The sequence below is a fragment of the Streptomyces sp. NPDC048523 genome (assembly GCF_043199815.1).
Taxonomy (GTDB): Bacteria; Actinomycetota; Actinomycetes; order Streptomycetales; family Streptomycetaceae; genus Streptomyces.
Map to the genome: position 1 here is coordinate 88,293 of NZ_JBICWQ010000006.1, position 23,641 is coordinate 111,933.

The window sequence follows — 23,641 nt, forward strand, 5'->3', positions numbered from 1 at the left end:
GCCTGATCGGGCGCCATGACGGCCGTTCACTCCCGGTGGGGATTGGGCCACCGTCCGTGCGGGGCAAGGAGTGGGTGTAGCGGGTACGACGGAGGTGGCGGCGACGTATGACGAGCATGTCGAGGGCGAGGGTGGCCCGGCGGATCGCGGCCGGCGCGGCATACGGCGGCGGCGGGATCGGTCTGGCCGGCGCGGCGGCCATGGGCCTGCTGCTGGCGGAGGTACGGCTGGCCAGGCGGCAGGTGGCCAACGGCACGACGCCGCCGCACGTCCCGCGGGCCGAGGGCCGGTACGGCCACGTCTATGCCACCGCGGGCGAGCCGGCGCTGCGGCTGACCATACTGGGCGACTCGACGGCCGCGGGCCAGGGGGTCAACCGGGCGGGGCAGACGCCGGGCGCGCTGCTGGCGTCCGGTCTGGCTGCGGTGGCGGAGCGTCCGGTGGAGCTCCGTAATGTCGCCCTCCCCGGGGCCACCTCGGACGATCTGGACCGGCAGGTGGCGCTGACGCTGGCCGACCCCGACCGGGTCCCGGACATCTGCGTGATCATGATCGGTGCGAATGACGTCACGCACCGGATGCCGGCGACGCGTTCGGTGCGGCATCTGTCCTCGGCGGTACGGCGGCTGCGCACCGCCGGTGCCGAGGTCGTGGTCGGCACCTGTCCCGACCTGGGGACGATCGAGCCGGTACAGCAGCCGCTGCGGTGGCTGGCCCGCCGGGCCTCGCGTCAGCTGGCGGCGGCCCAGACGATCGGCGCGGTGGAACAGGGCGGCCGCACGGTGTCGCTGGGCGATCTGCTGGGCCCGGAGTTCGAGGCGAATCCGCGCGAGCTGTTCGGTCCGGACCACTACCACCCCTCGGCGGAGGGTTATGCGACGGCGGCGATGGCGGTGCTGCCGACGGTGTGCGCGGCCCTGAGCCTGTGGCCGGCCGACGAGGACCGTCCGGACGTCTCCCGCCGCGAGGGCTTCCTGCCGGTGGCGAGGGCGGCGGCGGAGGCGGCCTCGGAGGCGGGCACGGAGGTCGCGGCCGCGATGCCGACGGGTCCGACGGGGCCCTGGGCACTACTGAAGCGCAGGCGGAGGCGGCGGGTGCGGGCAACGGAGCCGACCCCTGCCGCGACCGCCGGTCCGGGCGATCCCCGTCCGTCGGGTGTGTGAGGTGCGGGGGGCCGGGTGGGGGTGGCGGGGCGGCCGAGGCGAGGAAAGCAAGCGCTTAGACATAGGTCACACCGTCATCCCCGTGACCCAGGCCATACGTACGGGTAACTTCCCAAGCAGCCCAGTCGGAAGAACACCCCGTACGCCAATGGAGCCGTGATGCCCGAAGCCGTGATCGTCTCGACCGCCCGCTCCCCCATCGGCCGCGCCGTCAAGGGCTCGCTCAAGGACCTGCGCCCCGACGACCTCACCGCCACGATCATCCAGGCCGCCCTCGCCAAGGTCCCCGAGCTGGACCCGCGCGACATCGACGACCTGATGCTCGGCTGCGGCCTCCCCGGCGGCGAGCAGGGCTACAACCTGGGCCGCATCGTCGCCGTGCAGATGGGCATGGACCACCTGCCGGGCTGCACGATCACCCGTTACTGTTCCTCCTCGCTGCAGACGAGCCGCATGGCCCTGCACGCCATCAAGGCCGGCGAGGGCGACGTCTTCATCTCGGCCGGTGTCGAGACGGTCTCCCGCTACGCCAAGGGCAGCTCGGACGGCCTCCCGGGCACCACCAACCCGCTCTTCGACGAGGCGCAGGCCCGCACCGCGGCCACCGCCGCCCAGGAGGGCACGACCTGGCACGACCCGCGCGAGGACGGTCTGCTCCCCGACCCGTACATCGCGATGGGACAGACCGCCGAGAACCTGGCCCGTCTCAAGGGCATCACCCGCCAGGACATGGACGAGTTCGGTGTCCGCTCGCAGAACCTCGCCGAGGAAGCCATCAAGAACGGTTTCTGGGAGCGCGAGATCACCCCGGTCACGCTGCCCGACGGCACGGTCGTCTCCAAGGACGACGGCCCGCGCGCCGGTGTCACGCTCGAAGGCGTCCAGGGCCTCAAGCCGGTGTTCCGCCCCGACGGCCTGGTCACCGCCGCCAACTGCTGCCCGCTCAACGACGGTGCCGCCGCGGTCGTGATCATGTCCGACACCAAGGCCCGCGAGCTCGGTCTGACCCCGCTCGCCCGCATCGTGTCGACCGGGGTCTCGGGTCTGTCCCCCGAGATCATGGGTCTGGGCCCGGTGGACGCGTCGAACCAGGCCCTGCGCCGCGCCGGTCTCACGATCGACGACATCGACCTGGTCGAGATCAACGAGGCGTTCGCCGCCCAGGTGATCCCCTCCTACCGCGAGTTGAACATCCCGCTGGAGAAGCTGAACGTGAACGGCGGCGCGATCGCCGTCGGCCACCCCTTCGGCATGACCGGCGCCCGGATCACCGGCACGCTCATCAACTCCCTCCAGTTCCACGACAAGCAGTTCGGTCTGGAGACCATGTGCGTGGGCGGCGGCCAGGGCATGGCGATGGTCATCGAGCGCCTGAGCTGATCCCCAACTCTCCGTGTGCGTACGGGGACTGAGTGTCACCCTCCGGCCCAGAACCTGGGAAACCCCAAGGTTCTGGGCCGATTTGTGATCCAATCTCCCTCAGGATGTGACCTATCTCCCTCCCCAGAGGGATTTGCGCAGCTCAGAGCCGTTTCACCACGAACCCCGGACCCAAAGTCCTGTCCGATTCGTGACGTTACGCACTGACAGCTGGATAGTCCGCCCTTCAAGCTGATGTAGGAAGTCGGGGGTCGACTTTGAACCGGGAGTACGTCAGTGAGCGCCATGCCGATCGCCTTGCTGGTCACCACGGCCGCCACGGGCGCCGTGGGCGTCGCTGTTCTGCGCACCCTCATGGTGCTGCGCCGACAGGTCGCCGCCCTGCACACCGAGCTCGCCAGGAACAACCCCGCCTCGGTACGGGGTCTCGTGCCGGCCGCCCGTCCCGCCGCTGACGTCGACGAGATACGCGCCGCCGTGGCCGAGGCCCTCGCCGAGGAGCGCGAGCGTGAGCTCGCCGAGGCGCGGGCCTTCTGGGCCGCCCAGGAGGCCCGTGAAGCCTCCGACGCACCCTCGCTGCTCGGCCTGCCCGACAGTGAGCTGTTCCTGCCCCGGCAGGCCGATTTCGTGGGCCTGGAGCCGCTGGAGTCGGTGTCGGAGTCCTCGGCCGACGCGGACGAGTTCGCCGGGGAGAGTCCCGAACTGGCCGCGGCCCGGCGCCGTCACCCCTCCCACCCGGACTTCGTGCCGGTCGGCTCACCGACCGTGGGCGACCATGAGCGCACGGTGGCGGCCCTGGAGGAACTGGCCGCCTCCGGCACCGAACTGGCCGACGTCCGCCCGGGCCCCCTCGGCACCCTGGACGTCTACGTCTTCGCCGACGGCACGACGCTCTGCATGACCCCGGGCCACCGCGAGACGGCCGAACGCCTCTCCGCGGCCCTGCGCGCGGGCGAGACCCCGGTACTGCTGGGCGGCTCGGGGGTCTCGGGCGCGTACACGCTGACGTTCGCCTGCGGCGAGGAGAACGTCTACATCCTGGCGGACCGGGTCATAGCGTCCCTGTAGGAGCCGGGCTGCGGCGCGGGAGTCACACTCCGGCACGCCGCTGGGCCTGCGCCACCAGTTCCAGTGCTTCTTCCACTTGGCCCTCGTCCGTCAGGACGAGGGCCAAGTCGTGCACGGCCACGGTGATCTGGTCGGCGGCGGCGAACATGCCCACGTCCGGCATCTCGCGCGGCTCGGTCCCGGGCTCCTCCAGGGCCTGCGTCCGGCGGGCGAACTCCCGGGCCAGGCCCAGTGCTTCGGCGGCGGCGCCCCGTTGCAGCCGGCTCTGCGGAGCGGCCCGCAGACGGTCGGCGAAGTGGTCCACAGCCCGGGTCAGACGCGAAGTATCAGCCACCGGCCAACCGTACGTGTCCCACCGGGACTGTTGCCAACGGGCGAAGGCTCAGGCACCGTGACCTGAAGGACCGGCTTACATCCCCTTTGCGTCCGGAGGCGCCGATGTCCCACGTCCTCTCCGAGGAGACCCACCGCAACATGCTCGCCCGCATCCCCCATTGCACCGGTCGTGAAGTCTCCGACTGGCTCCGCACCGTCGACGAAGGCCCGGCGCTCTTCCGCTTCGAGGAAAAGGTCAGCTGGCTCCGCCACGAACACAACCTCGCGTACGGCCACGCCAAGGCGATCATCCACGAGTACGACCTGAGGAGGGCCGCGCGCAGGTACTTCTGAGCTGCGCACATGCCGAAGGGCCCCCGGTTGCGACCGGGGGCCCTTCGCCGTACGAACCGTGCGACCGTCGAGGACTAGTCGCTGCTGTTGAGGATCGCGACGAGCCGCAGGAACTCCATGTAGATCCACACCAGCGTCAGCGTGAGACCGAACGCGGCCAGCCACGCCTCCTCGCGCGGGGCGCCGTAGGCGATGCCGTCCTCGACCTGCTTGAAGTCGAGGGCGAGGAAGCACGCGCCGAGCAGGACACCGATGATGCCGAACAGAATGCCGAGGCCGCCGCTGCGGAAGCCGAGGCCGTCACCGCCGCCGAAGGCGGCGAACAGCAGGTTGACCACCATCAGCAGCATGAAGCCGAGCGCGGCCGCCATGACGAAGCCGTAGAACCGCCGGTTGACGCGGATCCAGCCTGCCTTGTACGCCACGAGCACGGCGGCGAAGACCGCCAGCGTGCCGATCACGGCCTGCATGGCCGCGCCGCTCGCGATGCGGTTGTCGACCACGCTGGAGACGACGCCGAGGAACACACCTTCGAACGCGGCGTACGACACGATCAGCGCGGGCGAGGCCTTGCGCTTGAAGGACTGCACGAACGCCAGGACCATGCCGACCAGCGCGGCACCGATGCCGATGCCGTACGAGCGGCCGATGTTGGCGTCGTCGACGGGCAGCAGCGCCCAGGCGAGCGCGGCGGTGACGATCAGGATGCCGAGCGTGGTGCCGGTGCGCAGGACGACGTCGTCCATCGTCATCCGGCCGGTGGTCACCGGGGTCTGCGGCGGCGCGCCCTGCTGAAGGTCCTGGGCATAGGGGTTGGTCGCGTACGGGTTGCCCTGCGGCTGCGCGTAGGGGTTGCCCTGCGTGCCCACGGCTGCGGCCCCGGCCTGCGGCGCGGTGTTGAAGCCCGCGTAGCCGTTGTCGCGGCTGAACCCCCGTCGCGAGAAGACCGGGTTGCTGCTCCTCATTTCACTCCTCCATGGCCACCGTGTGTGGACCTTGCCCTCAAGAGTAATGGGTAGGCAAAGGAATGACCCTAGTGCTTGAGGAGGATCTTCCCTCGATGTGCTGGCCAACACGCTACGCGTACGCGTGATTCCCGGCACCGGAGGGGCCTCACTCGAAGGGGAAGCCGGTGTAGCCCTCGGCAAGGTCGGTCTCGGCGGCCCGCGACCCGGCGATCCGCTCCAGCCGGGCCCGCTGCATCCGGTCCTCGAAGGGAGTGGCGTCGGGCGCCCGGTGCAGGAGGCTCGTCATGTCGTACGAGAACCGTTCGGCCTGCCACACCCGCCGCAGGCAGGTCTCCGAGTACGCGTCGAGGTGCTCGGCCGAACCGGTCTCCTTTTGGTGGGTCAGTGCCCTCGCGAAGGTCACGACGTCCCCCACGGCGAGGTTCAGGCCCTTGGCGCCGGTGGGCGGGACGATGTGCGCCGCGTCGCCGGCGAGGAAGAGACGGCCGTGGCGCATGGGCTCGTGGACGTAGGAGCGCATCGGGGTGACCGACTTCTGGGTGATCGGTCCCCTGTCGAGCTTCCAGTCGTCGTCCGTCTCGAAGCGGCGCTCGAGTTCGTCCCAGATCTCCTCGTCGCCCCAGCTCTCGGCGTCCGTGCCCTCCGGGACCTGGAGGTAGAGGCGGGAGACGGACGGGGAGCGCATGGAAAGCAGGGCGAAGCCGCGGTCGTGGCGGGCGTAGACGAGTTCGTCGTGGGAGGGCGGGACGTCGGCGAGGATGCCGAGCCAGGCGAAGGGGTACGTCCGTTCGAAGACCTGGGTCAGTTCGGCGGGGATCGCCTTCCTCGCCACTCCCCAGAAGCCGTCGCAGCCGACGACGTACTCGCACTCCAGGACGTCCTCGCGCCCCTCGTGCCGGAACCGGACGCGCGGGGTGTCGGTGTCGGCGCCCTCGACGGCCAGGGCCTCCGCCTCGAACAGCAGCGGGCCGCCGTCCTTGAGCTGGAGGGCGATGAGGTCCTTGCAGACCTCGGTCTGGGCGTAGACCATCACGGACCGGCCGCCGGTGAGGGCGGGGAAGTCGACGCGGTGGCGCTTCCTGTCGTGGCGCAGCTCGATGCCGTCGTGCGGGAGTCCCTCGCGGTCCATGCGCTCCCCGGCGCCGGCCGCGCGCAGCACGTCGACCGTGCCCTGCTCCAGGATCCCGGCGCGCTGGCGGTGCTCGACGTAGGCGCGGTCGCGGCTCTCCAGGACGACCGAGTCGATGCCGGCGTTGTGGAGGAGCCGGGCGAGGAGGAGGCCGGCGGGGCCGGCTCCGATGATGCCGACAGTGGTGCGCACGGGCGTTCCCTTCGGAGACCTCTATGGTCGCTGTTCGCCTGGTGAAATTTCTTTCATTTTCGTGTGGCGAGTCTGCGCCCGAGGTCTGCCGATGTCAACGGTCTGTGCGGCCGCCGGGCCCGCGGAAGGCTGCCGCGGGCCCGGCGGCCGGACGGGTCAGCGGCCGGGCCAGCCGTCCAGGTGGCGGTGCATGGTGACGTCCTCCTGCGCGTCCCCCTTCGGAGCGTGGGCCACGGCGTCCTCGAGGACGGTGTTGACCTCGGCGGCGAGGGCGTCGGCGCGCGTGCGCAGGTCGGTCGCGGGGACGTCGGAGCGGGTCAGGGCGTCCAGTCGGCGGTGGATGTCGGCGAGTTGGCGGCGGTGGGCGGAGTCGAGGGTGAGCGGGGCGGGCGTGGAGACCACGAACTGGTAGGCGCCGGCCAGGGTCTGGCAGCCGGTGCAGCTCTTGTTGGCGGCGTCGCTGAGGTTCACGGCGTTCAGGCGGGTGTGCTCGCCCGCGACGGTGACGATCTGGAACGACAGCGCGACCGAACGGCAGTCGTCGTCGGCGGTGCAGCCCGAGGAGACCGCGTTGGCCTGGTTGCGCACGGCGGCGGCGTTCACCTTGCCGAACTGCCGGATGGTGAACGAGTCCTTCTCCTCGGTGTGGTCGTGGCGGTCGGCGTGGCTGAAGACGTGGTCCGACGCGACGGCGACCTTGGTGGGCCCGCCGGTGGCGGCCTGTGCCGGCACGGCGGTCGCCACACCGGCGACACCGGCGGCGAACAGCCCCACGCGAACGGCACGCCGGGTCAACGGGCTGGAGGTACGGGGTTTTCGGTGGCTGCTCAAGGGGTCTCCTCGGGTGGATGGATGAGTAGGGGCGCGGGGGCGGGGGCGGGTGTGGGGAGGTGGGATACGGGCCGTCGGCCCACGGCGGGGACACGGGCTGTCAGCCCGCAGCGGGGATACGGACGGTCGGCCCACGGCGGCAGGCGGCCACCGGTCCTCCCCCCGCCGTCCGATCGGTTGTCGCCCTTCCCCCCTCAGGACGCCCCCGGTGACCCGCTGGCCGCTGATGGTGACGGCGTCTCGACGGGTGAGGGCGGGATGCTCTCCGACGGGGTCGGGGACGAGACGGGGGTGGCCGGTTCCGTGCCGGGGGAGGAGGGTTCCGGGTCCGCCGACGTGCCCTGCGTCGAGGACGCCGCCCCGCGGGAGGAACCCCCCGACGCCGAGCCCGGTGCTGTCGCCGACGACGCCGGTGCGGCGGACGTCGAGGCGTCGGAGGACGCCCCCGGGGTGGGCGCGGCGGAGTCCTGGGAACGGCCCGCCGAGGGTGAGCCCGCACCGGGACCGGTGCCCGCCGGGTCGGCCGAGGTGTCCGTGTCCGACGTCGAGGCGTCGCCGTCGGGGGTCGTGGCCTGCCGGGGCCGTGGTTCCTCCGTCGAGACCCCGGGCTGGAGGATCGGCGCGATCGGGGGCTTCTTCGGGAGCGGCTGGGGCGTCAGTCCGGACGTCCAGGCGTAGCTGAGACCGGTCAGCCCGGCGAGGACCACCGCGCACAGCGCCACCCGCAACCGGGGCCGCCCCGCCGTGGACCGCTTCGCGGCCCGCAGGATCCGCCCCCCGATCTTCACGGTGAGATAGACGACACCGCCCATCGGGATCAGCAGCATCAGACAGCCCAGCACCCCGACGAGCCCCTCGACGAGCCGGCCGTCCGCGAAGGCCGACCCGGTGCCGGAGAACTGCTCGACCATGGACCGGGTCATCGTGGCGATGATCCGGGGCAGGTTCCACAGCGCGTAGCCCATCTCGCCGATGATCAGCGGGACCATGGTGAGCACCCACGCGGCGACGATGGTCCGCGCCGACTTCTTCAGCCCGGCGACCTCTTTGCGCGCGGCCCGTCCCTTCCTGCCCGGCACCAGTCCGAGCAGGATCGGCTTGATCTTGCCGTAGAGGTCCGGGACCCCGGCGAGGTCGCCCAGGATGTAGTAGCCGTCCAGCCGCACCGCCGGCATCAGCTGTTCGAGGATCTCGAAGTGCCCGAGATACACGGCGGCCAGGAAGAACGGCTCCCCCGTGGCGAAGTACAGCCCGGCCATGCCGAGCATGAAGACCACGTTGAAGTAGACGCCGCCCAGGTCGGTCCTGATCCGGCCGCCGCGTCCGATCCGGTACACGTCCGTCACGTCCGTGTACATCGACGGCCAGATGAGGAAGATCCCGCAGCCGATGCACCCGGGCCGGGCGCCGCCGTAACTGCACGCGGAGGCGTGACCGAACTCGTGGAAGACGAGCGAGGCCACGGTCAGGGCGAAGACGATGAGGATCAGCACCGGCTGGTCGAGGACCTCCAGGACCGGCTCGATCGCCCCGAAGAAACCGAACAGCCACACGTCCATGGCCACGGTCGTGAGCAGCACGGCCGCGACCACGACCGGCCGGTGCAGCCACGCGAACATCCGCGCGATCCGTGCCGTGCGCCGCTCGTCGAAGATGATCCGGTGGCCCTTGAGGGCGAGCAGCAGGTCGGAGCGCGGTGCGTCGACCTCGTCGCTCTCCTGGCCCTCGGGGACCGTGACCCCGAGCGGTTCGAGCTTCTTCTCCACCAGGAAGCGGATGTTCTCGCCGCTGACCTCGCGGCCGAATCTCGCGCTCACCCGGTGGGCGATCGACTCGGTGTCGCGTTCGCCGTCCACGGACGACGCCACGAGGTACAGCAGCCGCGACAGCTGTACGACCTGCCCGTCCCCCCGACGGGCGATGTACTTGGGCTCGGTGAAGCCCGATCCCTGGTACTCGCCGTGCAGTCGCAGTCCCGCGCTCAGCCGCGGCACGAGCCGCTGGTCGACGACCGGCAGGCTGCCCGTCGCCACCTGCTCGTACGTCACCGGCCAGCCGCCCGGCCCGGGCACCGGCCCCGGGTCGCACAGCGTCGGGGGCCCGTCTCCGAGCACTGTCATATGTGGTCTCCCCCCACGTCCTCCCCGCTTCCCCCCTGGCACGGCCGTCGGGGTGGACCGCACCGCTGGTACGGGCGGCCCACCCCGACGGCCGGATCACGCCGGCGCTACTGCTTGACGACGATCGACTGCGAGGCCTGCGACTCGGCGACCGAGTAGGAGGAGTGGTCGTTGAGCGCCGCGGACTGGTTGTCCGCCTGGATGTTGGCGATGTGCTTGGTGACGTTGGTCGTCTTGTTGAAGCTGAACTTCAGACGGCCCAGGGCCTCGCGGCCCGGCAGCAGCTCGGCGGACTCGGTCTCCAGCTCGTGCATGTCCATGCTCATGTCGGACGTCCTTTCAGGTGATGCGGATCGGGTTCGAGGTGGTGCGCGGGTGTTACTGGGTGACCGTGATGTTCTGGCCGGCCTGCGAGGCGGCGGCCGAGGCCAGGGAGTGGTCGTTGACGGCCAGGGACGAGTTGTGGGCCTCGACGTTGGCGATGTGCTTGGTGACGTTGGTCGTCTTGTTGAAGCTGAACTTCAGACGGCCGAGGGCCTCGCGGCCGGGCAGCAGTTCCGCGGACTCGGCCTCGAGCTCGTGAGCGTCCATCATGATCAATTCCCCCTCAGGGATGGGCATTTCCGGTCGGACCGAGTCAGGTTCCCCCCACACTCTGTCCAACTTGGTCGGACGTGCTGTCCAACGAGATTGGACACTAGGGCCTCGTGGGGCCACTGCGCAACCCGTTCGGGGAATCACCCTTTCGGCGGCGGGTGGGGCCGCCCGTAGAATCGGCCCCGACATGGACGGTTCCGCCGAGCGGCGAGCAGGAAGTGACCCACCCGTGGCCAACGCACTCCAGCAGTTGATCCGTGAGCGCCTGGACCGCAAGGGCTGGTCCTACGGCGACGTGGCGCGCCGCGGCGGCATCCCGCGTTCCACCGTCCACCACCTGGCGACCACCGACCGCGTCGTCCGCATGCCCCAGTCGACGACCCTGGAGGGACTGTCCAAGGGCCTGGAACTCCCGTTGGACACCGTCCGCCGCGCCGCCGCGGAGGCCTGCGGCATCCACGTGTACGGCACCCCGGCCGGCACCGTCGCCCACCCGGCCGACCCCGAGGTGGACCTCCTGATCGCCAGCCTCCAGAAACTCTCACCCGACGACCGCCGCCACGTGGCCGCCCTTGTTGAGTCCCTGCTGGACCGCACCCCCAAGAAGTAGCCGCCGGCCCCCGCCCCCACGCCGGGCGGGCGGGCGGCCGTCCGGACCCGGCCCACGCGGCGAGGCTCCCGGCTCCGCACAGCGCAGGCGGGGCTCCCAGCCGACCCACCCCGGCGCCACGCCCACCCGGACGCCGCCGAGCGGCCGTTCGAGCCACCCCACCCGGCCGCGCTTCGGCCCCCGCACCACGCGGGCGACCACCGGAGACCGCCCCGCCCGCCTGAGGCCGTACCCCGCGAGCGCCCCCGAGGGACCGGCTCCGCGCCGCGCACACGGCCACCTGGAGCCCGCCCGCCTCGGCGCCGGCCTTCCAACAACCCGCCGCGCGCGCCCCTGCGGCCCCAGCCCGTAAGGCTCACGCCGCCCGCACCGCACAAGCGACCACCCGAAGCCCGGCCCACCCCCCGAGGAGGACCCTCCTCAACCCCGAGCCCACACCCCACCGGCGCCCTGCGCCCCCGACGCCGCATGCCACCGGATCCGCGCCGGCCCGCCCTGCACGCACGCCCCCCGCGCCCGCGTCTTCCGAGACCACCCCAAGCGCGCAACCCCCCACACCCCGCGCCCCCCAAGTGACCGTCCGGAAGCCGGTCCCGGCGCTCCGCGACCGCGGATGTTCACTCTTCCGAGGAGTCGGAAAAAGAATTCGACTGTGCCCGAAAGTGCCGGACTCCCCCGCTAGTCTCTCGTCCTGCCCGAGGAGCGAGAGCCGTACGACCCCGGGCTCCCAGGGGGGAATGTGTTGTTCGTGCATGGCGGGCCGGCCACGGCCGTGGTCCGCGGGCCCGCCGGAGAATCAGTCGTTCTGCTCTCCGGTGAGCTGCCCGAGGTACTGACCGATCAGTCAGTGACCGAACTCGTGGAACTGGCCGCCGCCGTCCTGGACGCGGACGAGCTGCCCCTGTTCCACACCTGTCTGAGAACACTGCGCCGCGACGGCCTGCGCGCCGGCCGCCGGATCGAGATCGACGGTGCCGTACTGACCGTCTACGAGGGCTGACGACAGGACGGCCGGCCCACGCGTGAGAACTCGCGTGGGCGGAAAAGTGCCCGGAGCCGGACTTGAACCGGCACGCCCGCGAAGGGGCAGCGAGGTTTAAGCTCGCCGTGTCTGCATTCCACCATCCGGGCAGGCCATGGGCTCCGCGTCGAGGTTCCGAGCCTATCGGGATACATCCCCCGAACAGCGGACGGGCGGACCGATGTTGTCTTATTTTATTGGCGCCTGAGGGTGCATCAGACCGTGGAACACGCCATCCGCACTTGCCAATAGCGTTACGCGCGGCACCCGGCCGCGCATGCGGAATGACGGAATTTCACCGCCCGAACGAGGACGCTCCACCTGTTCTTCGCGCATGCCCCAGGGGCCGCCGTCATCCCCAGGTATGACACCGAGCGGCGCGGTCCCTCCGAAGTCTGCCTTCGGAACCAGAACTGCGGCTGACTACACGACGGGATCCGGCGACCACGATGGAAGACGTCCTTCAACGATGTCGTCCCGCTAGGAGTTCCATCCCGTGACCACCACAACCGTCGCCGGCCGGCCCACCACCGTGGCCGCACGCGCCACGGATCTTTCGAAGATCTACGGACAGGGCGAGACCCAGGTGGTCGCCCTGGACCGGGTCACCGTCGAGTTCCGCCAGGCCGAGTTCACCGCGATCATGGGCCCGTCCGGTTCCGGCAAGTCCACGCTGATGCACTGCGTGGCCGGCCTCGACACCTTCTCCTCCGGTTCGGTCCGCATCGGCGACACCGAGCTGGGCTCCCTGAAGGACAAGCAGCTGACCAAGCTGCGGCGGGACAAGATCGGCTTCATCTTCCAGGCGTTCAACCTGCTGCCGACCCTGACGGCCCTGGAGAACATCACCCTCCCGATGGACATCGCCGGCCGCAAGCCGGACAAGCAGTGGCTGGAGTCGGTCATCGGGATGGTCGGGCTGCGGGACCGCCTCAGCCATCGCCCCGCCCAGCTCTCCGGCGGCCAGCAGCAGCGCGTCGCCGTCGCCCGGGCTCTCGCGTCCAAGCCCGACATCATCTTCGGTGACGAGCCGACCGGAAACCTCGACTCGCGCGCCGGCGCCGAGGTCCTGGGCTTCCTGCGCAACTCGGTCCGGGAGCTGGGGCAGACGGTCGTCATGGTGACCCACGACCCGGTGGCCGCGGCGTACGCGGACCGGGTGGTGTTCCTCGCGGACGGCCGGATCGTGGACGAGATGTACAAGCCCACGGCCGACAACGTGCTTGATTTCCTGAAGCAGTTCGACGCGAAGGGCCGCACCTCCTGATGTTCCGCACCGCCCTGCGCAACGTACTCGCGCACAAGGCCAGACTGCTCATGACCGTGCTCGCCGTGATGCTCGGCGTGGCGTTCGTGTCCGGCACCCTCGTCTTCACCAACACCATCTCCGAGGCCTTCCAGAAGAGTTCGGCCAAGGGCTTCGACCAGGTCGACGTCGCCGTCACCGCCAAGTCCCGTGAGGACAAGGGCAACACGATCGGGAAGAACCCCGATCTGACCCAGGCGCTGCTGGAGAAGAGCGCCGGGGTTCCGGGCGCCGCGAACGCCATCGGCGTGGTGAGCGGCTTCACCGCCATCGCCGACAAGGACGGCAAGCTCGTCGGCGGCGGCTTCCAGTCGCAGGGCGGCAACTACTACGGGGACAAGGACCCCCGGTACCCGCTCGCCGAGGGCGCCGCGCCGCACGGCGCGAACCAGGTCGCGATCGACTCCGAGACCGCGAAGCGGGCCGGCTACAAGGTCGGCGACACCGTACGCATCTCGGTCGACGGCCCGGTCCTCAAGCCGGTCGTCACCGGCATCTTCACCACCGACGACGGCAATGTCGCCGCCGGCGGCAGCCTCGCGCTGTTCGACACGGCCACCGCCCAGAAACTGTTCGGCAAGCCGGGGACGTACGACGAGATCGACGTGAAGGCGGCCTCCGGCACCTCCCAGACCGCGCTGCGCGCGGCGCTGGACAAGGCGCTCCCCGCCAATCTGGTGGAGACCGAGACCGGGAAGGAACTCGCCGACAGTCAGGCCGAGTTGATCTCCTCCTCGATGGCCGGTCTCAAGCAGGGCCTGCTGGTCTTCGCCGGCATCGCGCTGTTCGTCGGCACCTTCATCATCGCCAACACCTTCACCATGCTGGTCGCCCAGCGCACCAAGGAGCTGGCCCTGCTCAGGGCGGTCGGCGCGTCTCGCAGGCAGGTCACGCGGTCGGTGCTGATCGAGGCGTTCGTGGTGGGCCTGATCGCCGCCGTGACGGGTCTCGTGGCCGGCATCGGCATCGGGGCCGGGCTCAGGTCGCTGATGGGCACGCTCGGGGCGACGGTCCCGGACGGACCGCTCATCATCACGCCGGGCACGGTGGGCACGGCTCTCGCGGTCGGCGTCCTGATCACCATGCTGGCGGCCTGGCTCCCGGGCCGCAGGGCCGCGAAGATCCCGCCGGTCGCGGCGATGAGCAGTGTGCACGCCAAGGCGACCACCAAGTCGCTGGTGCTGCGCAACACGCTGGGCGCGCTGTTCAGCGGGGCGGGGGTCGCCGTCATCCTGGCCGCGACGACCATGGAGGGCTCGGACGGCCAGGCTCCCATGGGCATGGGCGCGGTCCTGCTGATCATCGGCGTCTTCATCCTCACCCCTCTCCTGTCCCGCCCGCTGATCGCGGCCGCGGCCCCGCTGCTGCGTGTGTTCGGCGTCTCCGGGAAGCTGGCCCGCCAGAACTCGGTGCGCAATCCGCGCCGTACGGCCGCCACGGCCTCCGCGCTGATGATCGGCCTCACTCTGATCACCGGCATGACGGTGATGGCGGGCAGTCTCCAGAAGTCGATCGACAAGATGGCGTCGGCGGCCGTCAAGGCGGACTACGTCGTCTCCATGGCGAACGGCAACGAACTCTCGGCGGACGTCGAGAAGAAGCTGGCGAAGGTCGACGACGTCACCGCCGTCAGCCCGCTGCGCAACGCGGCCTCCCGCATCGACGGCGAGACCGAGTACCTGACGGGCGTCAACGGCTCGGCGATCGGTGAGCTGACCGACCTCAAGATGGACGACGGCGCGTTCAAGGTCGGCGGCAGCGAGGTGGTCGTGGACAAGGACAGGGCCAAGTCCTTCGGCTGGAAGGCGGGTTCCACCTTCACCGTCCACTACGAGGACGGCAAGGCGCAGAAGCTCACGGTCGCCGGGGTCTACGAGGGCAACGAGCTGATCAGCGGCATCATGCTCGACACCGCGACGCTCAGTCCGCACCTGAGCGACCTGTCCGACATGCAGGTCATGCTGAAGACGTCCGACGGCGCCTCCGACGCGGCCAAGGACCGGCTGGAGAAGGCCCTCGGCTCCAACCCGGCCATCAAGGTCCAGGACAAGAAGGACCTGTCCGACTCCATCGCGCAGATGTTCACACTGATGCTGAACATGCTCTACGGCCTCCTGGCGATGGCGGTGATCGTCGCGGTCCTCGGGGTCATCAACACCCTCGCGATGTCGGTGTTCGAGCGCTCCCAGGAGATCGGCATGCTCCGCGCGATCGGCCTGGACCGCAAGGGCATCAAGCGGATGGTCCGTCTGGAGTCCCTGGTCATCTCCCTGTTCGGCGGGGTCCTCGGCATCGGCCTGGGCGTCTTCTTCGGCTGGGCGGCCGGTGAGCTCCTCGGCACGAAGATGGCCACGTACGAACTCGTCCTGCCCTGGGCCCGGATGGCGGTCTTCCTGCTGCTCGCGGCGACGGTCGGCATCCTCGCCGCCCTGTGGCCGGCCCGCCGAGCGGCCCGCATGAACATGCTGGCGGCGATCAAGGCCGAGTGAGCCGAGCCGGCCGTACGACAGTGGGGGCCCGTTGCCCGGCAACGGGCCCCCACTCGTGGACCGCTCGCCTCAGTTCCAGGTGCGGGCGCGCAACGGCAGCCCGGACGCACCGGATTCGGTGCCTCTGACGGCGAGGACCTGGTTGACGCCGATGCGGTTGCGTTCGAAGGCCAGGGCGCTCGCGGCCATGTACAGCAGCCACACCCGGGCCCGCCCGGGGCCGGCGATCCGGACCGCGCGCTGCCACTGGGCCTCCAGGTTGGTGACCCAGCGGCGCAGGGTGTGGGCGTAGTGCTCGCGGATCGACTCGACGTCCCGCACCTCGAACCCGGCCCGCTCCAGCATGGTCACGGTGGTGCCGAGGGGGGCGAGTTCGCCGTCGGGGAAGACGTAGGAATCGATGAACTCGTCGACGTGGTAAGCCGATTCGTCGGTGTGCGGGCGCCGGGCGATCTGGTGGTTGAGGAGCCGTCCGCCGGGCTTCAACAGCTTGAGCAGGTCCTCGGCGTACTCCAGGTACCGTTCGGCGCCCACGTGTTCGGCCATGCCGATGGAGGAGATGGCGTCGTACGGCCCGTCGGTGACGTCCCGGTAGTCCTGCACCCGGATCTCGACGCGGTCGGTGAGCCCCTCGTCGGCGACGCGCTTGCGGGCGTAGGCCGCCTGCTCCTGGGAGAGGGTGATGCCGACGACGCTCACGCCGTACTCGCGGGCGGCGTGGATGGCCATCGAACCCCAGCCGCAGCCGACGTCGAGGAGTCTCTGACCGGACGTCAGGCCGAGCTTGCGGCAGACGAGGTCCAGCTTGTCGCGCTGGGCCTGCTCCAGGGTGCCCTCGGGTTCGGGCGCCGCCCAGTAGGCGCACGAGTACACCATCGACGGGCCGAGGACGATCTCGTAGAAGGAGTTGCCGACGTCGTAGTGGTGGCTGATGGCCCGTTTGTCGCTGCGCCGGGTGTGCAGATGGCCGCGGACCCGGCGGACCTCCTCGGGCGGCGGGGCGGGCGGCAGCGGCGGCCCGGCGAGGGCGACGAGTCCGCGTACGGCGGAGCGCACCTCGGGTTCGCGCAGGGCCTGCCAGAGGGTCCTGGCGTCCTCCCCGCGCTCCCAGACGAGTCCGGAGATCAGGCCGAGGGCGGTGTAGAGGTCGCCGTCGACGTCCACGTCTCCCGCGACCCAGGCGCGGGCCAGCCCCAGCTCGCCCGGTTTGAACAGCAGCCGGCGTACGGCACGCCGGTTGCGCACGACCAGCGCGGGCGCGTCGGGCGGCCCGGCCTCCGAACCGTCCCAGGCGCGGATCCGCACCGGTAGCGGTACTCCCAGCAACTGCTCGAAGAGGGCTCTGAGCCGCAGCGCGGCACCTGCCATGGCGCACACCTCCGTGACGAGGATCCCGGAATTGTCCACCCGGGTAAACAGCGCCATGCCGGAGCGCAGTCCCTTCGACGGGTCACGTCTGGGCAAAACACATGTAGCAGCCATGTACACCCGGTGGGCACGGGAAGCGCGGGAACGCCGAAGGACCTCCCGCACCACGGATGGCGGGAGGTCCTTCGGGGTGGATCAGCGACCCGGACCGGTCAGGTGACCGGAGGGAGTCAGGAGGCCTTCGCCTCGGTCTTCTTCGGCTCGGCGGCCGGCACGGGCCGCGCGGCCTCGTAGAACTCCTCGCGCGGGTTCTCCATGGCGCCGAGGGAGACGACCTCGCGCTTGAGGAACATGCCGAGGGTCCAGTCGGCGAAGACGCGGATCTTGCGGTTCCAGGTCGGCATGGCCAGACCGTGGTAGCCGCGGTGCATGTACCAGGCGAGACGGCCCTTGAGCTTGATCTTCATCTTGCCCATGACGATCATCGCGACGCCCTTGTGCAGGCCGAGACCCGCGACAGCACCCTTGTTGGAGTGGCTGTACTCCTTCTGCGGGAAGCCCCGCATCCCGGAGATCACGTTGTCGCCGAGGACCCGCGCCTGGCGCAGCGCGTGCTGGGCGTTCGGCGGGCACCAGGCGTTCTCGACGCCGGCCTTGCGGGCGGCGACGTCCGGGACCTGGGCGTTGTCGCCGGCGGCCCAGATGTAGTCGGTGCCCTGGACCTGGAGGGTCGGGGCGGTGTCCACGTGACCGCGCGGGCCCAGCGGGAGGCCGTAGCGGGAAAGGACCGGGTTCGGCTTGACGCCGGCGGTCCACACGATGGTGCTGGAGTCGACCTCCAGGCCGTTCTTGAGGACCACGTGGCCGTCGACGCAGGAGTCCATCGAGGTGGAGAGGTAGATCTCCACGCCCCGGCTCTCCAGGTGCTCCTTGCCGTACTGGCCGAGCTTGGGGCCGACCTCGGGAAGGATCTTGTCGGCGGCGTCGACGAGGATGAACCGCATGTCCTCGCGCGAGACGTTGCTGTAGTACTTGGCCGCGTCGCGGGCCATGTCCTCGACCTCGCCGATGGTCTCCGCACCCGCGAAGCCACCGCCGATGAAGACGAAGGTGAGCGCCTTGCGGCGGATCTCCTCGTCGGTCGTGGAGTCGGCCTTGTCGAGCTGCTCAAGCACGTGGTTGCGCAGGCCGATGGCCTCCTCGATGCCCTTCATGCCGATGCCCTGCTCGGCGAGGCCGGGGATCGGGAAGGTGCGGGAGACCGCGCCGAGCGCGATCACCAGGTAGTCGAAGGGCAGCTCGTACGCCTCACCCACGAGGGGGGCGATCGTGGCGACCTTGCGGTCCTGGTCGATGGTGGTGACCCGGCCGGTGAGCACCTCCGCCTTCGGCAGCACACGTCGCAGCGGGACGACGACGTGGCGCGGGGAGATGTTGCCGGCGGCGGTTTCGGGGAGGAAGGGCTGGTAGGTCATGTACGACCGGGGGTCGACGACCGTGACGGTCGCCTCGCCGTAGCGCATCTTCTTGAGAATGCGCCGAGCTGCGTACAGGCCTACGTACCCACCGCCTACTACGAGGATCCTGGGACGCTCCGTGGTGCTCATGCCATCGAGTATCCACCCGCCTCAGGGGGGTCGCTCGTGCGCCCCTTCACAAGCTCTTGCAAGGGGTGTGTTATCCTCCGCGACTCGCGTGATCCACGTCATGGCGCGGAACGGGAACCAGCGTATCCGGCGACCCGTTGTCAATGCCGCGTGAGCTGCCTCTCCGTGCCGGAACCGGTCCCGTGAGGGGCCCTCGCGGACCCCGCGTGCACCCCTCCCCCGAAGCCCGCATCCCACCGTTTTGAACGTGTTCACACGGGTGTTGAGCCCCCGGAAGGGTCAACCGGACCACATTCGTCGTCCGACGGGACCCAATTCCTTGTGAAGAACTTCACGAACTTTCTCGGCGACACGTCAAAGAGGGGCCCCGAAGGGCCCCCCGAACGCGCTCATACGTTGTTCTGCCTGCTCAGCAGAGGTGCCGACAGCGCCTACGCGATCGACCACGCGATGCCGTCGAGGATGTCGTGCTCGCTCACGACGACCTCCTCGGCCCCGATCCGCTCCATGATCGCGAGGAGTACGAGGGCCCCGGCGGCGATGACGTCCACGCGCCCCGGATGCATGGAGGGCACGGCCGCGCGCTCGGCGTGGGTGGAGTGCAGCAGCCAGTCGGTGATCTCGCGGACGCGGTCGTGGGAGACCCGGGAGTGGTGGATGGCCTCCGAGTCGTACTCGGGCAGCTCCTGCGCGATCGCCGACACGGTGGTGACGGACCCGGCGAGCCCCACCAGCGTGCGTGCCTCGCGCAGCGGGACGGTCTCCTCGGCGAGGTCGAGAGCGGCCTCGATGTCGCTCCTCATGGCGGCGATCTGCGCGTCGGTGGGCGGGTCGCTGACGACCCCGTCCCGCACCAGATGCCGTTCGGTCATCCGCACACAGCCGATGTCCACGGAACGTGCGGCACGCACATGGTCGTCGCCCACCACGAACTCCGTCGACCCGCCGCCGATGTCCACCACGAGGTAGGGCCTGGCCAGGTGGTCGCTGCCCCCCAGCTCCTTGGTCGCCCCGGTGAAGGAGAACTCCGCCTCCTGGTCCCCGGAGATGACCTCGGGCTCGACCCCGAGGATGTCCAGGACCCCGCGCACGAACTCGTCCCGGTTCTCGGCGTCCCGGGAGGCGGAGGTGGCGACGAACCGCAGCCGCTCGGCCCCGTGCTCCTTGATGACCGCCGCGTACTCCCGGCACGCGGCGAAGGTCCGCTCCAGCGCCTCGGGCGCGAGCCGCCCGGTCCGGTCGACCCCCTGCCCGAGCCGCACGATGGTCATACGCCGGTCCAGGTCGACCAGTTCACCGGTCTCCGGGTCGCAGTCCGCGACGAGGAGCCGGATCGAGTTCGTACCGCAGTCGACGGCGGCGACACGGGTCACTTGGGGTCCTCCTGCTGCTCGGTCAGGGTCACGCAGGCCCCCTTGCGCCACCACTCCGGCAGCATCGCGATCGCCTCGTCGCCCAGCGGGTTGACGCCCGGGCCGGCGGCCAGCGAGTGGCCCACCAGCACGTGCAGGCACTTCACCCGGTCCGGCATGCCGCCCGCGCTCGGAAAGCCCTCCAGGACCTCGATGGCGTCGCGGCGCGCGAGGTAGTCCTCGTGCGCGGCCCGGTACGCCTTCGCGAGCTCCGGATCGCTCTGCAGCCGCTCCGTCATCTCCTTCATGACGCCGTTCGCCTCCAGCGTGCCGATCGCCGAGGCGGCGCGCGGGCACGTCAGGTAGTACGTCGTCGGGAAGGGCGTGCCGTCCGGCAGCCGGGGCGCGGTCTCCACGACGTCCGGCTGCCCGCACGGGCACCGGTGCGCGATCGCCCGCAGCCCGCGCGGCGGCCGCCCGAGCTGCTGCTTGAAGGCCTCGACATCCGCGTCGGTCGGCTCGGTGCGCGGGGTGGAGGGCGGAGGCGTTTCCATGCCTGTCTTTCTATCGGTCCATCGGTCGGTTCACTGGTCGGAAGCGTCGGACTTGTCGACCCCGTCCCAGACGTTCGCGTACCAGGGGCGGTCGGCCGCGCCCAGGTCGGCGCGGGACTGCCGCGCCGCGTCCGGGTCGACGACGACGAAGCCCGTCTCCCCCGGCAGCACGTAGTGCAGCCGCTGCCGGATCTGCTGCTCCGCGTACGCGTCGTCCTGCCAGCGCGCCTTGAGGTCGCGCAGCTTCTCGACCCGCTCGGCGGCCCGCGCCTTCTCCCGCTGGAGATCGGCGATCTCGGCGCGCTGGGAGACGTACTGCCTTATCGGGTACGCCAGCGCCACCACCAGCGTGCACAGCACGAGGGCGAGCAGCGCGGCCCGGCCGGTCAGCCGGGAGCGGCGGGCCTGCCGCTTGGTCTGGGAACGGTAGACCCGGGCCGCGGTCTGCTCGCCGAGCAGCCTGATCCTGGTCGTGGTGGAGAAACGGTCCCGGTCCTTCACGGCCATCGGCTCTCCGCCTCCCCTTCTACGTACGTACGTCCCCGCACACGGTACGGGACCGGTACGGGGACGTACGTACGACTGGCTAAGGCTTGGCCCTGCTTGGGTCAGCCCTTGAAGCTGCTCAGCCCTTGAAGCGCGGGAACGCGCTGCGGCCGGCGTACACCGCCGCGTCGTCGAGGATCTCCTCGATGCGCAGGAGCTGGTTGTACTTGGCGACGCGGTCCGAGCGGGCCGGGGCGCCGGTCTTGATCTGGCCGCAGTTCACCGCGACGGCGAGGTCGGCGATGGTGACGTCCTCGGTCTCGCCGGAGCGGTGGGACATCATGCACTTGAAGCCGTTGCGCTGGGCCATCTCGACGGCGTCCAGGGTCTCGGTCAGCGAGCCGATCTGGTTCACCTTGACGAGCAGGGCGTTGGCGCTGCCCTCCTCGATACCGCGGGCCAGGCGCTCCGGGTTGGTGACGAACAGGTCGTCGCCGACGATCTGGACCTTGTCGCCCAGCTTGTCGGTGATGACCTTCCAGCCGGCCCAGTCGTCCTCGAACAGCGGGTCCTCGATGGAGACGAGCGGGTAGGCCGCCACGAGCTCCTCGTAGTACTCGGTCATCTCGGCGGCCGAGCGGGACTTGCCCTCGAACTCGTACGTGCCGTCCTTGTAGAACTCGGACGCGGCGACGTCGAGCGCGAGCGCGATCTGCTCGCCGGGGACGTAGCCGGCCTGCTTGACGGCCTCGATGATGAGGTCGAGCGCGGCGCGGTTGGACTCCAGGTTCGGGGCGAAGCCGCCCTCGTCGCCGAGGCCGGTGGACAGGCCCTTGGTCTTCAGCACCTTCTTGAGGGTGTGGTAGACCTCGGCGCCCCAGCGCAGGGCCTCGGAGAAGGACTCCGCGCCGATCGGGGCAATCATGAACTCCTGGATGTCCACGTTGGAGTCGGCGTGCGAGCCGCCGTTCAGGATGTTCATCATCGGCACCGGCAGCAGGTGCGCGTTCGGGCCGCCCAGGTAGCGGAAGAGCGGGAGGTCGCTGGCCTCGGAGGCGGCGTGGGCGACGGCGAGCGAGACGCCGAGGATGGCGTTGGCGCCGAGGGAGCCCTTGTTGTCGGTGGCGTCCAGGTCGAACATCGCCTGGTCGATCAGACGCTGCTCGGTGGCGTCGTACCCGACGAGCTCCGGGCCGATCTGCTCGATGACGGCCAGCACGGCCTTCTCGACACCCTTGCCGTGGTAGCGGTTCGGGTCACCGTCGCGGAGCTCGATGGCCTCGAAGGCGCCCGTGGAGGCGCCGGAGGGGACGGCGGCACGACCGGTGCTGCCGTCGTCGAGGCCGACCTCGACCTCGACCGTGGGGTTGCCTCGGGAGTCCAGGATTTCCCGGGCTACGACGACGTCGATGGACGGCACGAGCATCTCCTTCTTGGGATGTGACACGGTCCGCCGGGACCGCGGTGGGTTCTGCGAGACCGAGCCTAACCGGCTCCGGGGGTTCGGCCACCGTGTGGACCGCCCCCTGGACAGAACCGAGAGTAAATTGTTTCCGAACTGAACAAAGACGTGCCTCGACGGGACATGAAAAAACCCCGCCCCGGTGCGTACGGGGGAACACGCACCGGAGCGGGGAGCCCGTGGGGACGGGGGGCGACCCTCACGAGGCCTTCATCCTGAAGGACACGGTTGTGAGGGCGCTGTGGTTCAGCTGGGCCCTACTTGAGGTGCAGCTGCTGACCCGGGTAGATGAAGTCCGCGTCGGTGATGATGTCCTTGTTCAGCTTGAACAGCTTCTGCCAGCCGCCCTTGACCTTGTGCTTCTCGGCGATCGAGCTGAGGGTGTCACCCTTGACGACCTTGTACTCGCCGTCACCCTTCTTGACCTTCTTGCCGGTCGGGGTGGTGACGGTCTTCTTGGCGGCCGGACGGTCCGCCGAACGCGAGGCGCTCTGCTTCTCGGTCGAACGGCTGCTCGTGTTCGAGGAGCTGGAGTTCGAGGAGCTGGAGGAGGACGAGCTGCTGCCGCTGTAGCCGGCGCTGGACAGGCCCTTGCCGCAGACCGGCCAGGCACCCTTGCCCTGGGAGGCGAGGACCTTCTCGGCGACGGCGATCTGCTGGGACTTGCTGGCCTGGTTGGCCTGCGCGGCGTACTGCGTGCCGCCGTACGCGGCCCAGGTGGAGGCCGAGAACTGCAGGCCGCCGTAGTAGCCGTTGCCGGTGTTGATGGACCAGTTGCCGCCGGACTCGCACTGGGCGACGGTGTCCCACTCGGAGGCGGTGGCGGCGGAGGCGTTGCCGGCCGCCATCAGCGGGGCGGCGATGGCGACACCGGTGACACCGGCAAGCGCGGCGGCACGGGTGGCCTTGGACGGACGACGGTGCTTGCCCTTACCGGAAAACAGCATGGTGGATCCCCTCACCGACGCCTACGAGGTGAGCTGTCGGGTTCGGGCCGGTTGAGTTGCCCGGCCGCACATCTCGCGATGCGCGGCTTCACCCCAAGCCGGTCCAGCGTGAACTGCTGGGCCCGGCGCTTACCTTGGGTCCCCCGCTCCTGCCTACGGCGCTTGACGCGACGACTGTTCCCGTTCCGTCGCTGGCAGGATTCGGCGTTGCGACGGACGGGGCTCGGGTTGCCGAGCGGTCACGACCGTAGACACGGGCTCGGCGGAATTTCAAAGACGATCAGGGCTTCTGAGACTCATCCCACACTTTCACCAATATGGA

General features: G+C 70.2%; 22 protein-coding genes, 1 tRNA gene and 1 riboswitch. Of the genes, 8 read left to right on the top strand and 15 right to left on the bottom strand.

The features are described from left to right. Positions 1 to 107 precede the first annotated feature (107 nt). The 3 genes from ACGFWE_RS29670 to ACGFWE_RS29680 all read left to right on the top strand — a co-directional run bounded on the left by ACGFWE_RS29670 (position 108) and on the right by ACGFWE_RS29680 (position 3,611). Positions 108 to 1,163 (top strand): SGNH/GDSL hydrolase family protein, encoded by a 1,056-nt coding sequence (locus ACGFWE_RS29670; RefSeq protein WP_352388227.1) that lies wholly within the window; start codon positions 108 to 110, stop codon positions 1,161 to 1,163. A gap of 159 nt (positions 1,164 to 1,322) precedes the next feature. Then, positions 1,323 to 2,543, top strand: a complete 1,221-nt coding sequence (locus ACGFWE_RS29675; RefSeq protein ID WP_352388229.1) for an acetyl-CoA C-acetyltransferase — start codon at positions 1,323 to 1,325, stop codon at positions 2,541 to 2,543. Between the two features lie 285 nt (positions 2,544 to 2,828). Beyond that, positions 2,829 to 3,611: a hypothetical protein gene (locus ACGFWE_RS29680; protein ID WP_352388881.1), complete on the top strand. Its 783-nt coding sequence runs from the start codon at positions 2,829 to 2,831 to the stop codon at positions 3,609 to 3,611. A gap of 22 nt (positions 3,612 to 3,633) precedes the next feature. On the opposite strand, the gene ACGFWE_RS29685 is transcribed toward ACGFWE_RS29680, so the two are convergent. Then, positions 3,634 to 3,945 carry a hypothetical protein gene (locus ACGFWE_RS29685; protein WP_352388231.1) on the bottom strand — a complete coding sequence of 104 codons (312 nt, stop codon included), beginning with the start codon at positions 3,943 to 3,945 and terminating at the stop codon, positions 3,634 to 3,636. A gap of 104 nt (positions 3,946 to 4,049) precedes the next feature. On the opposite strand from ACGFWE_RS29685, the gene ACGFWE_RS29690 reads away from it, so the two are divergent. Next, positions 4,050 to 4,280 carry a DUF4287 domain-containing protein gene (locus tag ACGFWE_RS29690; protein ID WP_020120819.1) on the top strand — a complete coding sequence of 77 codons (231 nt, stop codon included), beginning with the start codon at positions 4,050 to 4,052 and terminating at the stop codon, positions 4,278 to 4,280. Positions 4,281 to 4,354: 74 nt separating this feature from the next. Here the strand turns inward: ACGFWE_RS29690 and ACGFWE_RS29695 are convergent, their stop codons facing one another. The 6 genes from ACGFWE_RS29695 to ACGFWE_RS29720 form a co-directional block, all read right to left on the bottom strand. Further along, positions 4,355 to 5,245: a Bax inhibitor-1/YccA family protein gene (locus tag ACGFWE_RS29695; protein ID WP_352388233.1), complete on the bottom strand. Its 891-nt coding sequence runs from the start codon at positions 5,243 to 5,245 to the stop codon at positions 4,355 to 4,357. A 148-nt stretch (positions 5,246 to 5,393) separates the two neighbouring features. Continuing rightward, the gene (locus ACGFWE_RS29700) at positions 5,394 to 6,569 is read right to left on the bottom strand and encodes a 4-hydroxybenzoate 3-monooxygenase (protein WP_393602899.1); all 1,176 of its coding nucleotides are present in this window, start codon (positions 6,567 to 6,569) and stop codon (positions 5,394 to 5,396) included. A gap of 156 nt (positions 6,570 to 6,725) precedes the next feature. Next, positions 6,726 to 7,400 (bottom strand): hypothetical protein, encoded by a 675-nt coding sequence (locus tag ACGFWE_RS29705; protein WP_352388237.1) that lies wholly within the window; start codon positions 7,398 to 7,400, stop codon positions 6,726 to 6,728. Between the two features lie 194 nt (positions 7,401 to 7,594). Then, the gene (locus tag ACGFWE_RS29710) at positions 7,595 to 9,520 is read right to left on the bottom strand and encodes a hypothetical protein (RefSeq protein ID WP_393602901.1); all 1,926 of its coding nucleotides are present in this window, start codon (positions 9,518 to 9,520) and stop codon (positions 7,595 to 7,597) included. 107 nt (positions 9,521 to 9,627) lie between these two features. After that, on the bottom strand, positions 9,628 to 9,846 hold the full coding sequence (locus ACGFWE_RS29715; protein ID WP_007382551.1) for a hypothetical protein: 219 nt from the start codon (positions 9,844 to 9,846) through the stop codon (positions 9,628 to 9,630). A 52-nt stretch (positions 9,847 to 9,898) separates the two neighbouring features. After that, a complete protein-coding gene (locus tag ACGFWE_RS29720) occupies positions 9,899 to 10,114 on the bottom strand; it encodes a hypothetical protein (RefSeq protein ID WP_352388241.1) in 216 nt (71 codons plus the stop codon). Positions 10,115 to 10,346: 232 nt separating this feature from the next. Between ACGFWE_RS29720 and ACGFWE_RS29725 the strand changes: the two genes are divergently transcribed. Both ACGFWE_RS29725 and ACGFWE_RS29730 read left to right on the top strand, forming a co-directional pair. Then, positions 10,347 to 10,727, top strand: a complete 381-nt coding sequence (locus ACGFWE_RS29725) for a helix-turn-helix transcriptional regulator (RefSeq protein WP_352388243.1) — start codon at positions 10,347 to 10,349, stop codon at positions 10,725 to 10,727. 739 nt (positions 10,728 to 11,466) lie between these two features. Further along, a complete protein-coding gene (locus tag ACGFWE_RS29730) occupies positions 11,467 to 11,727 on the top strand; it encodes a hypothetical protein (RefSeq protein WP_328782245.1) in 261 nt (86 codons plus the stop codon). A 47-nt stretch (positions 11,728 to 11,774) separates the two neighbouring features. Here the strand turns inward: ACGFWE_RS29730 and ACGFWE_RS29735 are convergent. Continuing rightward, positions 11,775 to 11,858: transfer RNA gene (locus ACGFWE_RS29735), tRNA-Leu, on the bottom strand. A gap of 386 nt (positions 11,859 to 12,244) precedes the next feature. On the opposite strand from ACGFWE_RS29735, the gene ACGFWE_RS29740 reads away from it, so the two are divergent. Then, complete coding sequence (locus tag ACGFWE_RS29740; protein ID WP_352388246.1) at positions 12,245 to 13,015, top strand: ABC transporter ATP-binding protein; 771 nt, start codon at positions 12,245 to 12,247, stop codon at positions 13,013 to 13,015. Beyond that, positions 13,015 to 15,543, top strand: coding sequence for an ABC transporter permease (locus ACGFWE_RS29745; RefSeq protein ID WP_393602904.1), 2,529 nt, complete (start codon positions 13,015 to 13,017; stop codon positions 15,541 to 15,543). Before ACGFWE_RS29740 ends, ACGFWE_RS29745 begins: the two co-directional genes overlap by 1 nt. A 69-nt stretch (positions 15,544 to 15,612) precedes the next feature. Here the strand turns inward: ACGFWE_RS29745 and ACGFWE_RS29750 are convergent, their stop codons facing one another. The 7 genes from ACGFWE_RS29750 to ACGFWE_RS29780 form a co-directional block, all read right to left on the bottom strand. Next, a complete protein-coding gene (locus tag ACGFWE_RS29750) occupies positions 15,613 to 16,911 on the bottom strand; it encodes a class I SAM-dependent methyltransferase (RefSeq protein ID WP_352388882.1) in 1,299 nt (432 codons plus the stop codon). Positions 16,912 to 17,141: 230 nt separating this feature from the next. Then, entirely contained in the window at positions 17,142 to 18,518 is a 1,377-nt protein-coding gene (locus tag ACGFWE_RS29755; RefSeq protein WP_352388250.1) for an NAD(P)/FAD-dependent oxidoreductase, read from the bottom strand. 431 nt (positions 18,519 to 18,949) lie between these two features. After that, complete coding sequence (locus ACGFWE_RS29760) at positions 18,950 to 19,891, bottom strand: Ppx/GppA phosphatase family protein (RefSeq protein ID WP_352388252.1); 942 nt, start codon at positions 19,889 to 19,891, stop codon at positions 18,950 to 18,952. Then, on the bottom strand, positions 19,888 to 20,424 hold the full coding sequence (locus ACGFWE_RS29765; RefSeq protein ID WP_393602906.1) for a DUF501 domain-containing protein: 537 nt from the start codon (positions 20,422 to 20,424) through the stop codon (positions 19,888 to 19,890). The genes ACGFWE_RS29760 and ACGFWE_RS29765 overlap by 4 nt, the downstream gene beginning before the upstream one ends. Before the next feature lie 30 nt (positions 20,425 to 20,454). Then, entirely contained in the window at positions 20,455 to 20,931 is a 477-nt protein-coding gene (locus ACGFWE_RS29770) for a septum formation initiator family protein (RefSeq protein WP_352388256.1), read from the bottom strand. Between the two features lie 118 nt (positions 20,932 to 21,049). Beyond that, complete coding sequence (gene eno, locus ACGFWE_RS29775; protein ID WP_352388883.1) at positions 21,050 to 22,336, bottom strand: phosphopyruvate hydratase; 1,287 nt, start codon at positions 22,334 to 22,336, stop codon at positions 21,050 to 21,052. A gap of 293 nt (positions 22,337 to 22,629) precedes the next feature. After that, on the bottom strand, positions 22,630 to 23,319 hold the full coding sequence (locus tag ACGFWE_RS29780) for a transglycosylase family protein (RefSeq protein ID WP_352388258.1): 690 nt from the start codon (positions 23,317 to 23,319) through the stop codon (positions 22,630 to 22,632). 3 nt (positions 23,320 to 23,322) lie between these two features. Then, positions 23,323 to 23,490: riboswitch (cyclic di-AMP (ydaO/yuaA leader) on the bottom strand. Between the last annotated feature and the right edge of the window lie 151 nt (positions 23,491 to 23,641).